This is a genomic window from Chengkuizengella marina, assembly GCF_009910845.1.
GTDB lineage: Bacteria > Bacillota > Bacilli > Paenibacillales > KCTC-33759 > Chengkuizengella > Chengkuizengella marina.
Window position 1 is genome coordinate 117455 of record NZ_SIJB01000029.1, and the last position, 15054, is coordinate 132508.

3 protein-coding genes are annotated in these 15054 nt (G+C 31.9%); all 3 read left to right on the plus strand.

What is annotated here, in order from left to right; genetic code table 11:
* The first annotated feature begins 19 nt into the window (after nt 1–19).
* The 3 genes from ERL59_RS14160 to ectB are packed head-to-tail and all read left to right on the plus strand — an operon-like array spanning nt 20 to nt 15052.
* Nucleotides 20–12388 (plus strand): non-ribosomal peptide synthetase, encoded by a 12369-nt coding sequence (locus ERL59_RS14160; RefSeq protein ID WP_160646874.1) that lies wholly within the window; start codon nt 20–22, stop codon nt 12386–12388.
* Between the two features lie 27 nt (nt 12389–12415).
* A complete protein-coding gene (locus ERL59_RS14165) occupies nt 12416–13708 on the plus strand; it encodes an MFS transporter (RefSeq protein ID WP_160646875.1) in 1293 nt (430 codons plus the stop codon).
* Between the two features lie 45 nt (nt 13709–13753).
* A complete protein-coding gene (gene ectB, locus ERL59_RS14170) occupies nt 13754–15052 on the plus strand; it encodes a diaminobutyrate--2-oxoglutarate transaminase (protein WP_160646876.1) in 1299 nt (432 codons plus the stop codon).
* The last annotated feature ends 2 nt before the right edge of the window (nt 15053–15054 follow it).

Below are 15054 nucleotides of genomic sequence, written 5' to 3' on the forward strand. Positions count from 1 at the left end.
ATGAACAGGAGTGGTAAACATGAGTACTAAATTGGAAATAAAAAGTGTTTATAATTTAAGTCCAATGCAAGAAGGTATGCTGTTTCATTCTTTATTAAACCCTGATTCCCCTGCTTATTATGAACAGCTTTCTTGTACCATTAACGGAACAATCAATGTACAAATTTTAGAACAAAGCTTTAATCTGCTCATTGAAAAATACGATATTTTAAGAACAAATTTCATGTATGAAAATATTCAAAAACCAAAACAAATCGTATTTAAAAAAAGAAAAATCAACATTACTTTTAAAGACATTTCTCATATGGATGAATTGCAACAGAAAAATGAAATTGATCATTATAAAAAGAATGATAAAAATAAGAGTTTCAACCTCTCAAGAGACTTCCTGCTCAGGATGTCAGTATTTAAAAAATCAGAACGTGAGTATGTGCTGATATGGAGCTATCATCATATTTTGATGGATGGTTGGGGTTTACAAACGATAGTACAAGAAATTTTTGAGACGTATCATCAATTAAAACGAAATTTGCCGGTTGTTTTGGAAGATGTACCTGTTTATTCAGATTATATTAAATGGTTAGATCAACAGGATCATGATCAAGCACGTTTATTTTGGAATAGTTATCTTAAAAACTATGATACAAAAGCAATGTTGCCAAAGAACAATGTTGATCATAAACAGGAGTTATACCATCAGGAAGAAACGATAATTAAATTGGACAAAATCAGAACCGAAAAATTACAAAACATAGCAAAAAAATACAAAGTAACTTTAAATGTATTACTCCAGGCATCATGGGGTATCTTATTGAGCCAATATAACAATACAAGAGACGTTGTGTTTGGAATGGTTACATCTGGAAGACCTGCGGAGATAGAAAATATAGAAAAAATGATAGGGTTATTTATCAATACAATTCCTGTAAGAATTAACTATAAAAATAAAAGTACTTTTGATCAATTAATTAAACAAATACAAGAAACATCCATTGAAAAGAAAAATGTTGATTTTTTCCCACTTGCCGAAATTCAGTCTGGTTCCTCTTTAAAACAAGATTTAATAGATCATATTTTTTGGTTTCAAAATTTTGAAGATGAGTCTTTAAACTCCGTTGATCATGAAGAATTTCAAATTGTAGATTATGAGGATTTTGAGCAAACAAACTATGATTTTAATGTTGTTTTTATGCATAAGGCTAGTTTAGAGATGAAGTTTAAATATAATGCTGTTGTATATAACAAACGCACTATCGATCGTATAGGAAATCATTTCAAAAATATAATTTCTGCGATTAGTGAAAATCCAGAGGTTGGAATCCAGAGTATTCAATTGGTAACTAAAGATGAATTAAAACAAATGACAGATGAATTCAACAACACTTCTATGAAATATCAGCATCACAAATTGATACATCAACTATTTGAAGAACAGGTAAAACGAGATGAAAACAAAATTGCCGCTGTATGCGGTGACCAAAAGATCACATATGGGAAGTTAAATGAAAAAGCCAATCAACTTGCTAATACACTTCGTTCACATGGGGTGAATTCAGGAAGTTTAGTGGGAATAATGCTACATCGTTCAATAGATATGTTCGTAGGCATACTTGGTGTACTTAAGGCGGGAGGTGCATATTTACCAATAGATCCAGAACATCCTTCACAAAGAATACAATATATGCTAAAGGATGCACAGGCAGAAATAATACTTTTACATCCTCGTTTTAAGGAATCGATTAATACAGGAACTAAAATTTTATATTATGAGGATCGTTTATTTACTGGTGAGTCTAATAATCTTGTGCCTGTGAATAGTTCAAAGGATCTTGCATATACGATTTACACCTCCGGTTCAACGGGCAAACCAAAAGGAGTAATGATTTCACATCAAGCTATTCATAACTTTATAGAAGCGATGTGCGCTGAAATTCCATTTAGATCGAATAAAACAATACTGGCGTTGACGACAATATCTTTTGATATTTTTGTGTTGGAAACGATCTTGCCTTTAGTAAAAGGTTTAAAAGTTGTGATTGCAGATGAGTATGAACAAATGGATCCAATAGCTTTGAATCAACTGATTGTTGATCAAGCTGTTGATATGATTCAGATCACTCCTTCAAGACTGAAAATGTTGATCACGCAGGATCCAAAAATGATTTTCTTGGAACAAGTTAAGGAAATCATGATTGGAGGAGAAGCTTTACCTGTTCATTTACTTGAAACTATAAAGCAATTCTCCAATTTAAAAATATTTAATATGTATGGACCAACAGAAACAACCGTGTGGTCTTGTGTAAGCAATCTAACAGAAAAATCAAAAGTCGATATTGGTAAACCTATTGCAAACACACAGGTTTATATCTTAGATGAGAATAATCAATGTAAACCAATGGGTATACCTGGGGAATTATGCATTTCAGGTGATGGGCTTGCACTAGGCTATTTAAACAAAGAACAATTAACCGCTGAAAAATTTACGGATCATCCTTTTATAAAAGGTCAGAAAATATATCACACTGGTGATTTAGCCAAGTGGGATGATGATGGGACGATTGAATATATGGGAAGGACGGACTTCCAAGTTAAAATTCGAGGTTATCGTATTGAACTTGAGGAGATTGAAACCGTTATTTTAAACAATAAATTAGTGCAGGAAGTTGTAGTAATAGGCAAAGAAGACACCTATGGTAATCAATACTTGTGTGCTTATTATGTATCTAAAGAAAATATTCCAAAAGAAACTTTAATGAATGACCTTGTAAAAGAACTTCCGGATTACATGATTCCATCCCATTTTATATGTTTGGATCATCTCCCGTTGAATCAAAATGGGAAAGTGGATCGTAAAGCATTGCCTGAACCAGATCTATTGGTAAACTCAAAGGAAATTTATGTTGAACCACAGCTTTCAACTGAAAAGAAATTAGCACAGATTTGGGAAGAGATATTGGGTGTTTCCAAGGTGGGTCTAAACGATCATTTCTTCCACTTAGGTGGCCACTCTTTAAAGTCCATTACTTTGTATACGAGAATGAATAAAGAATTCAATTCAAATTTTCCTTTAAAAGAAATATTTAAGACTCCTAGATTGAGAGATATGGCAAATCGAATTATGTTTGCTGGAAAGAAAGTTTACGATTCAATAGAACCAGCAGCTAAAGCAGACTACTATGCTGTTTCATCGGCTCAAAAGAGATTGATGATTATAAACCAAATTGAAGGTTACAATACGGCTTATAATATGCCGTTTGTATTAAAGCTTGAAGGGGATTTAAACACAGAAAAATTGAGGAAAGTCTTTAAAGCCTTAATTCAAAGGCATGAAACCTTTAGAACATCTTTTAAGCTGAAAAATGAAGAACCTATACAAAAAATAAAGAATGAAGTGATTTTTGAAATAGAACAATTCAATATTCAAAACTATGAACAACTAGAATATGTATTGGATCGTTTTATTGCCCCTTTTGACCTGCAACAAGCACCACTGCTTCGAGTATGTCTTGCTAGAGTTGGAAAAAATACTAACTATTTGATAGGGGATATGCACCATATTATTTCTGATGGAACATCCATAGGTTTGCTTGTACATGAATTCAGCACGTTATATAACAATGAAGAACTAGATGAATTATCGATACAATATAAAGATTTTTCCGCATGGCAAAATCAAAGAATGGAATCATTAAATGAGCAGAGAAAATATTGGGTTGAACAATTTTCTGGAGAAATCCCAGTATTAAATATGCCTACAGATTTTCCAAGACCTCAAATTCAAACCTTTGAAGGGGATCGTTTATCCATTCGTTTGGATCATGAAATGATTTCCAACTTAAATAAAATGTGTTCTGATACAGAAACCACATTAAATATGATGATGTTAACCGCTTATTACATTTTATTATCTAAGTATACAAGACAAGATGATATCGTTGTAGGTTCGCCTATTAGTGGAAGATCTCATGCGGATTTAGAAAATATGATGGGGATGTTCGTAGGAACATTACCACTAAGAAATTACCCAAAGGGTGAAAAAACGTTCAAGGAATTTCTTAATGAAGTAAAAGATAACATATTGCATGCGCTAGAAAACCAAGAATATCAATATGAGCAATTGATAGAACAATTAGATATTGAAAGAGATCTAAGTAGAAATCCATTATTTGATACGATGTTTGCCGTGCAAAATATAGAGAATACTCCATTGAAAATGGAAGGTTTACAAGTAGAAGCAGTACAGATTGACTCTAAAACGTCTAAATTTGACCTAACTTTTACTGTAGAAGAAGATGAAGCAGGAATTTTATTAGAGGTAGAGTATGCTACAAAACTGTTTAAAAAAGAAACAATAGAAAGGTTGGCCAATCATTATCTTCATATTTTACATGTAGTTATTCGTGATTTAGAGATTAACATATCAGAAATTGATATGTTGTCAAGTGAAGAGAAAAATCAGATCTTCAATCAATTTAATGATACAACGAAAGAATACCCTAAAGATAAAACAATTCAACAATGTTTTGAAGAACAAGTAAAAAGAAATCCAAATTCAATAGCCATGGTAAGTGAAGATATAAAGCTGACTTATAAAGAACTAAATGAGAAAGCAAATCACCTTGCGCTTTTATTAAGAAAAGAAGGTGTAAAAGCGGATAGCATCGTTGCGATTATGCAAGAGCGTTCTATGGAATTAGTAATCGCTATGTTAGCAACCCTCAAAGCTGGAGGAGCATATCTACCTATTGATCCAGAATACCCTGTGGAGAGAGTGGAGTATATATTACAGGATAGTGAAGCAGAAATATTACTTACTCAAACACCTTACACAAGTAAAATGAATCCAAATTTAAAAATGTTCGAACTTGAACAACCAGAGAAGATGAAAAGTGAAGCGGATAATCTTGAGATTCAAAATAGGGTAGATCATTTATCTTATATCATCTATACGTCCGGTTCTACAGGAAAACCTAAAGGTGTGATGGTAGAGCATCAAAACGTGGTTCGATTAGTTAAAAATACGAATTATGTATCTTTTGATGAAGGCGATCGAATTTTACAAATTGGAGCACAGGTTTTTGATGCATGTACTTTTGAGATTTGGGGTGCACTCTTAAATGGTTTGGAGCTTTACATCGTTGACCAATTTACAATATTAAGTCCAAATAAATTAGAAGAAGCTTTTAAAAAGTACAAAATTACAACGATATTTTTAACCTCTCCTTTTTTCACTCAGTTGTCTCAGTATAAACCAGAGATGTTTGCTGGGATAAAAACCCTACTAGTCGGAGGGGATGTTATATCACCTAAAAATATGAATGAAGTGCGAAAGAAATGTCCAGGTTTGCAATGGGTACATGTTTACGGACCTACAGAAAATACGACCTTTTCTACTTACTTTAATGTTGATGAAGACTATGATGTGAATATTCCTATAGGTTTTCCAATTCATAACTCTACTTCTTATATCGTAGATCAAAATGGGAAACTTGTACCAATAGGTGTACCTGGTGAAATCTGGGTTGGTGGGGACGGTGTAGCAAGAGGATATAAAAACCTTGAAGAGCTAACATCAACACAGTTTATTGTAGACCCATTTGCCCCAGAAGGAAAAATATATCGAACAGGAGATATGGCAAAGTGGTTGCCAGATGGAAGTATTGAATTTATTGGTAGAATTGATAAACAAGTTAAAATTAGGGGGTTTCGAGTAGAAGTTGGTGAGATTGAAAGTCAAATTTTGACTCATCCTAATATAAAAGAAACGGTTGTAGTTGTATATGAACAAAATCAAAGCAAACCCTTATGTGCTTATCTCGTTTTAGAAAAAGAACTTTCCCTATTAGAAGTAAAAGAATATTTAAAAGAAAGATTGCCGGAATATATGGTTCCTTCTAGTTTTGTATTTATGGATAAACTTCCTTTAAATCCAAATGGCAAGATTGATCGAAAAGCATTACCAGAACCTAAGTTAAACATTGAGCAAGAAATTATTCCACCAACAACAGAATTGGAAGAAATATTGGTTGAAATTTGGGAAAAAGTCTTGGGAGTAGAGCCGATTGGCACTCACCATAATTTCTTTGAGCTTGGTGGTGATTCCATTAAAGCAATCCAGATGGTATCTAAATTAAATAGCCAGGGTTATACTGTGACGGTTAAGGACTTATTTCAGAATCCTGAAATTATAAAACTTAGTAAATATGTACAACTAGATAAGAGAGAAGCTAATCAAGCTATCGTTGAAAATGATGTGGAATTAAGTCCTATTCAAAAATGGTTTTTTGACAGTGACTTTACTGACAAACACCACTTTAATCAGGCAGTAATGCTGTACAGAAAAGATGGTTTTGAAGTTGAAACACTTCAGAAGGCATTTACAAACATTATCCAGCATCATGATGCTTTACGAATGGTTTATCCTAATCATGAAGGAAAGTTAAAACAATATAATCGAGGTTTGGAAGGTCCTTTATTTGATCTTACTGTAGAAGAACTTTCAGAGAATGTCGAATATGAACATCATATTGCAAAAACGGTTGAGAGAATTCATCATAGCATCAATTTAGGACAAGGCCCACTAGTAAAACTAGGTTTGTTTAAAACAAATGAAGGTGATCATTTACTTATCGTCATACATCATTTAGTCATCGATGGTGTATCATGGAGGATTTTATTTGAAGACCTTACTTCAACATATATGCAGCTGAAGAGGAATGAAACGATCCAATTGCCTAAAAAAACAGATTCATATTTAAAATGGTCAAATGAATTGAAAAAGATTGCAAATGAAATCAAGTTTTTGAAAAAAGAAAAAGCATATTGGAATAAGATTGAATCTTCTAATATTATCCCTATTCCTAAAGATAACGAACAAGTAGAAAGAAAAGGAATAGATAGTCAAACATATAAATTCCAACTGTCAGTAGAAGAAACTACTAAATTGTTAACTAATGTACACAAAGCATATAACACAGAGATGAACGATATTTTGTTATGTGCGCTGGGTCTATCATTAAAGAAATGGACAGGAGAGAATCAATTCATGATCAGCTTAGAAGGTCATGGAAGGGAAGAAGTTATAAAAGATATCAATATCGGAAGAACGATAGGCTGGTTTACGTCTATTTATCCAGTTCGATTAAATATGAAATACTCAACAAATCTTTCTAATCAAATCAAACATCTGAAAGAAAAATTAAGGCAAATTCCTAATAAGGGAATAGGGTATGGAATGATAAAATATTTGACATCAGATGATTTGAAAACAAAGATAAGCTCTGGAATCAACCCTGAAATAAGCTTTAATTACCTAGGACAATTTGATACAGATGTGAATACAGTGTCATTTGAAAGTTCCCCGCTCTCAGTTGGTGAAGAGGTGAGTACAAATTCAGAAAGACAGTATGTACTAGATATTATTAGCTCTGTGGAGAATGGAATGTTAAATGTATCCATTACGTATGATGTAAATGAATATAAAAGCGATACAATGATTCAGTTTGCTTCTTACATGCAAGAGAGTCTGGATCATATTATACAACACTGTGTGAATAAAGGGTTTAAGGAAATCACACCTTCTGATGTGGGGGCAAAGGATCTTTCTATTCATGGATTTGAATCCTTGCCAATTGAGAAATCAGAAATAAAGCGTATTTATAATTTAAGTCCAATGCAAGAAGGAATGTTATTTCATTCTTTATTGAATCCTGAATCATCCGCTTATTTTGAACAATTATCCAGCACGATAAGAGGAAAAATTGATATAGATGTTTTAGAAAAGAGTTTTCATTTTCTAGTTGAAAAATACGATATTCTTCGTACAAACTTTATGCACTCAAATTTAAAAAGACCTAAACAAGTTGTATTCAAAAACAAAAAACTAAAGATCCAATTTAAAGATTTCTCTCATTTAAAACAACTTGAAATCCAAAATGAAATACGGAAATTTAAAATTAAAGATAAAGAATATATCTTTGATTTAACGAAAGATGATCTTTTTAGAATGTCAGTTTTAAAAATAACAGACGATCAATTTGAGGTGATTTGGAGTTTTCATCATATTTTGATGGATGGTTGGTGTTTACAGCCAATTACACAAGAACTATTTGAAATTTATCATAAACTGAAACACAACGATTCTATTGTAATTGGAGATACCCCTTCATATTCAAATTATATTGAATGGTTGGATGAGCAGGATTATGAAGAAGCAAAAACGTTCTGGGAGCAATACCTTTCAAATTATGAGATGAAAGCAACGTTACCGACATCTCATATGAACAATGATATAAAGCCATATAAACAAGTAAATAAAGTGGTGAAATTTAGCAGAGAGACTACACAAAAATTAGAGAAAATAGCTAAAGATTATCACATCACATTAAACACTATTTTTCAAACTGCTTGGGGTATATTGCTCAGCAAGTATAACCATACAAATGACGTAGTTTTTGGTATGGTGACTTCTGGAAGACCTGCTGAAATTAAAAATGTTGATAAGATGATAGGTCTATTTATCAATACGATTCCTATCAGAATAAAAGTAGAAAGCAAGCAATCTTTTTCAGATTTAATCACTCATATTCATCAAGATTCTATTCTAAAGCAGAATGTTGGATTTTTTCCATTAGCTGAAATTCAATCTTTATCGTCATTAAAACAAGATTTAATAGATCATTTATTTGCTTTTCAAAATTTTGGAGATCAATCTACCTCTACAATTACAAATAATGGTTTTGAAATCTTGAAAACAGAAGAGTTTGAACAAACTAATTATGATTTTAATATTATGGTTATTCCAAATGAACAATTAGAAGTGAGGTTTAAATATAATGCCTCTGTTTATGAACAGCAAATGATTGATGATATTTCAGTACATTATCACAATATCCTTCAAATTATAACGGATGAACCTAATATTTTAATCAAAGACATTGAAATATTATCTGATAAAGAAAAAGACTTAATTTTAGTTGATTTTAACCATACTAAACATCATTATCCTAAAGATAAAACGATACAAATGCTGTTTGAAGAGCAGGCACAAAAACATCCAGACCACATAGCAGTTGTTTGCGAGGATGTAAAACTAACTTATGCTGAGTTAAATGAAAAAGCCAATCATCTTGCCAACAGATTAAAGAAAGAAGGAGTAAAAGCTGACACCGTTGTTGCTATGATGCAAGAACGATCTATTGAATTGATCATAGGAATGTTAGCCGTCCTCAAAGCGGGAGGTGCATATTTGCCAATTGATCCAGACTATCCATCAGAAAGAGTAGAGTACTTATTAGCTGATAGTGAAGCGGATATTTTGTTAACTAAAACGGCATACTTGCATAAGGTGAATAAAAACATAACAGTGATCGAACTGGAAAAAGCTCAGCATATGGAAAGTGAAGTTAATAATTTATCAATTGAGTATAAAGCATCTCACTTGGCTTATATGATGTATACATCAGGTTCTACTGGGAAACCAAAAGGTGTCATGGTTGAACAGCAAAATGTTGTGAGATTAGTGAAAAACACAAATTATGTCACCTTTGCTGAAGGAGATCGAATCTTACAGACAGGGGCTGAAGTATTTGATGCTTGTACATTTGAAATATGGGGTGCACTTCTAAATGGATTAGAACTTTATGTAGTGGACAAATATACCATACTAAGTCCTGAGAAATTAGAAAAAACAATGAAAGAGAACAAAATTACAACGATGTGGTTAACATCTCCATTGTTTAATCAACTATCCCTACAAAAATCGAATATGTTTGACCAATTAAATACTTTAATTGTTGGTGGAGATGTATTAACACCAAAAAGGATTAATGATGTTAAGAAACATTGTCCAAATCTTACTGTTGTAAATGGGTACGGACCAACAGAAAATACAACGTTCTCATGCTGTTATGCAATTCATAAAACCCATGAATCCAATATTCCTATTGGTCAACCCATTCATAATTCAACCGCTTATATTGTTGATCCTTTTGGAAAGCTTGCACCTGTAGGTGTACCTGGAGAGCTTTGGGTTGGTGGAGATGGAGTGGCAAGAGGTTACAAAAATCTTGATACGTTAACCTCAGAAAAATTTATTTCTAACCCGTTTGTTATAGATAAACAGAGATGTTATCGAACTGGTGATTTAGCAAGGTGGTTGCCTGATGGAAATATTGAGTACATTGGTAGAATGGACAATCAATTAAAAATTAGAGGATTTAGGGTAGAGGTCGGTGAGATTGAGAGACAGATCTTAAAAAATAAAGATGTAAAGGAATCCGTAGTCATACCAAAAGAGCATAACCAGATGAAATATTTATGTGCTTATATCGTTACAGACAAAGTACTATCTGTTCAAGAAATGAAAATGTTTCTAGAGAGTAAACTCCCAGATTATATGATTCCATCTGCGTATGTGTTCATGGATAAATTCCCATTAAACCAAAACGGAAAAGTGGATCGGAAAGTACTTCCTGAACCTGACTTTGTAACAAGTACAGATGTTGATTATGTTCAGCCAAGAAATGAAATTGAAAAGCAGATTTTGGATATATGGTGTGGATTGTTAAATGTAGAACGAATTAGTATACATGATGATTTCTTTGAAATAGGAGGTCATTCATTAAAGGCGATTCAATTGGTATCAGAATTGGCACAGTTAGGTTATAACATTCGAATTAATGATGTATTTACATATCAGACGCCTGAAAAACTAGCTAAACTTATTTACTTAAACGATAAAAAACAGAACGTTTATATTGATGATATTTATCGAGCAGAAGAATTTATCAATAAAAAATTAAATATCAAAAGTCAACTTCATCAATTTGATGTGGATGATAATGACAAACCAGTGATTGTCCTTTTTGTAGAAGGATTAAACGAAGAATTGATGAACCAAATTGTTTCTTTAGTTGATGAGAGTGTAGATGACAAAATAAAACCACACTATATCGTTGAATGGATAGAGTTAATCCATGACTTAAAAATGAGTCGAGAAGATTTTGATAAAGTTATACGTAGTAAACAATTGTCTTCCCATATGATGCTAGATGAAATATTAAAGGAAATTGAAACAAGGCACTCGCATTTGGAACGGGATTTAATCAATAGAAAAGTTATAGATACTTATCAAGTGTCACCTTCTCAAAAGTACCATCTAGAACAGAAAGATTTTTCAGGAACAGCGATTAAATGGGATAAGTACCTCCATAAAGATGTGTTAGATAAGGCATTTTTACATCTTTTATCATCAGAAAGTACAATGAGGAGCATACTTGAAAAAGATGCAGGTATATATTATTGGAAAGAACATGAACCTGTTTCAGAAGCACATATTCCTTTTGTAGATTTGTCTTCATACGATAAAAACACAACAAAGAAAATCATTAATTTTATCATGGATAAATACTTTTTGAAGGAATATAAAATGGAGCATTCATTGTTGTTTAGAGCGTGTTTAATAAAAGAAAACCTTAGGGATCATGTGTTGTTGTTGCCTTTTTCTCATGTTGTTTTTGATTATATGAGCAGTGAAATTATTAAAAATAAACTAAATCACTATTACCAAAAAATATCGTTAGGGCAAAGTGTCAAGATTGAACAAAATAATCGATTTAAAACTTTTATCCAGCAAATACAAAAAGGACCACAATCTATGAATGATCAACAAATCATGGATGAATTTAAACTAAAAGAATTTGAAAGATTAAGTACTCAAATTGAATCAAAAGTGAAACAAAATGATAGATCTAAATACAGTGTTGTTGATTTTGAAACGAGGATTACAAACGGTTCTTGGCAGATGAATTCCGAAGAGATATGGGAATTAAGCTTGGATATTTTATGTAACTATTTCCAATCTTATTTTGAAATATCTAAAGTTCCACTTTGGGTAACAAATTATGGAAGGCGGTTTGGTTCAGAAACTTATTTTAATACGATTGGAGAATTTATCGATTATATCCCTATTTTAGTGAATGGTGAAGCTAGTGTTAATGATAATGCTCAACAAATAAAAGAGAAATTGAAATGGGTACCTGAAAAAAATATTCACTTTGCTAATTTAATGTATAACGATGAAATGAAAAAAGATTATCCAATATCAAACGAACTGTTATTTAAATCATTTAAACAAATTCCAATTAACTTTAATTACTTAGGTGAACTAAAAGTAGAAGATGACGGTTTAAGAGATTTAGATACAGGACATATTAACAGTGAAAATCGTTCAAGAATTATTAACATGATTTCGTATGATCACGAAAAATTGTACATTTCTATCATATTGCCATATATTGTTGATCAAAATATAGCATTGAAACAATTGCAAAAAGCAGCTATTCGGCACTTAACAAAAAAAGGCTATAACATAAACACTAATTATTAAAAGATATTTTAGAAGGGAAAAGAGAATATGTCAGATACTAGAAATATCGTTTTAATTAGTATTAGCCGTTTAATATCTGAGCTAGGTTCCGTAGCATTAAGGTTTGCTCTTAGCTTATATATTTTAGACATTACTGGTTCACCTTTAATGTTTGGCTTTGTATTTGGATTTACCTATATACCAGGTGTCCTTGTAAACTTGTTTGCAGGAGTGCTTATTGATAGGAGTAATAAGAAAAAAATCTTAATAGCTACGGATCTATTAAGTGGTATAACCACCATATTATTTCTAGTTTTGTTTTTATTTCAACCAGCCAATATAGCATTATTAATTTGTTATGTTATTATTCTATACTCGTTTCAAGCTGTATTTTTACTAGCTATGAATGCATCTATCCCTGAACTCGTTTCTAAGAATCGAGTGATGGCAGTAAATTCTAATATTCAGAGTATTAGCACTTTATTAAGTATTGTAGGATTATTTGTTGGTGCCTTTGCTTATGGGGCTTTTGGAATTGAAATGGTGTTTCTTATTGACGGTATTTCATTTATTTTATCAGGCATCATTAATGTGTTTTTTGTATTTAGAAAAAAGTCAGAGGAGTTTTTGCAAAACAGTACTTACTGGGAAAGTATGAAAGAAGTTTATCAATATATCAAAGATCGCAACGAGTTAAAATATTTGCTAGGCATTTTTCTTGTCATTAATTTTATGTTTATACCAATCGTAACGCTAGTGATGCCTTATATTATGCGTGAAATCTATGAAATGTCTGAATTTTATATAGCTTTAATAGAGGGGGCATTAGGTTTTGGTCTTATCGTTGGGGCATTATTAGTGGCGATCAAAAAAATAGGTCAGTTTGTTATTAACAAAATATTTATACTATTTCAACTATTAGCGTTTATGACAGTGTTATGGATTTTCCCAGAGATACCTTATATATCAATTGAATCTTCATTGGTCATTTTGCTAGGATATATGATTATTTTAACATTTATGGGGATGTTTAATGCTATGGCTAACATTCCTATGGTGTCTTATGTGCAAATTTATATTCCAGAGAAAATGAGAGCAAGTTTTTTTGGAATTGTTACAACAGTAGCTACAATGAGTGTACCAGTGGGTCTATGGATATATGGAGCCGTATTAGAGATGGTCAGTTGGACATATTTAACGACGATTTCAGGTGTCACTTTAATCATCATTGGTTTTATAGCACATCGAAATAAGGAACTAAGAGAATTTTTTAGTAGAGAGCAGGATGATGACAAAGATAATATGGAACTTAATTCGATAGAAGTTATTGAATCTAACTAAATAAATTTAACTATAAATAATAAAAATAGAGAGGAAGATAAACTAATGAATATTTTTGAAAAAATAGAGTCAAATGTAAGGTCTTATTGCAGAAACTATCCTGTCGTTTTTGATAAAGCAAAAGGGGAAATATTATATGCTAAAACAGGGGAAAGTTACATTGATTTTTTAGCAGGTGCAGGTGCATTAAATTACGGACATAATCATGATTACATGAAGGGCAAAATGATAGATTATATTACTTCAGATAAAATTATGCATGGTTTAGATTTATATACTAGTGCTAAAGAGGATTTCATATCTGCATTTCATGAAAAAATATTAAGTCCACGTCAATTAAATTACAAGATTCAATTTAGTGGACCAACAGGTGCGAATGCAGTAGAAGCAGCATTAAAGTTGGCTAGAAAATTCAAAAAACGTACAGGAATTTTTGCATTAATGGGAAGTTTCCACGGTATGACATTAGGAAGTTTATCAATTTCAAGTAATAAATCAAATAGAGCAGGTGCAGGACTAGATTTAGATGGTGTTACCTTTATTCCATTCAATCATGGTCCATTTGGAAATATGGATACGATAAAATATATGGAATATATTTTGAATGATACGCATTCAGGAATTGAAAAACCAGCCGCAATGATTATTGAAACTGTTCAAGCTGAGGGAGGAGTAAATGTTGCGGACATAGAGTGGTTGAGAAAATTAAGAAAATTATGTGATGAACATGATATTCTGCTCATTTGTGATGATATACAGGTTGGTTGTTTACGAACAGGTTCATTTTTTTCATTTGAAAGAGCCGACATCATACCAGATATCGTTGTTTTATCAAAATCTATTAGTGGATATGGACTGCCTATGTCATTAGTATTGATCAGACCCGAGTTAGATATTTGGAAACCAGGAGAACATAATGGGACTTTCCGAGGGAACCAATTGGCATTTATTGCTGCCAAAGCAGCTTTGGAGATCATTGAAGAAGAAAAGTTAGAAGAAGAAGTAAAAAGAAAGGAATATTTTATTAAACAGTTTCTCGAAAGAGAAATAAAACCAATAGATTCTTCTATTGATATTAGAGGAATTGGAATGATATGGGGAATTGATTTATCAGGACTTAAAAACAACAATATTACCAGTGGTGTGATCAAGGATTGTTTTGAACATGGATTGATCATAGAGAGTGCAGGAAGAAATGATCATGTCATTAAAATTTTACCACCTTTAACGATAGGAATAGAAAACTTAAATGAAGGATGTAATATTTTAAAACAAAGTTTGTTAAAAGCAATTAAAAATGCAAATGAAACATCGAATACTTCTTTTTCAACAAATATAATCTAGCT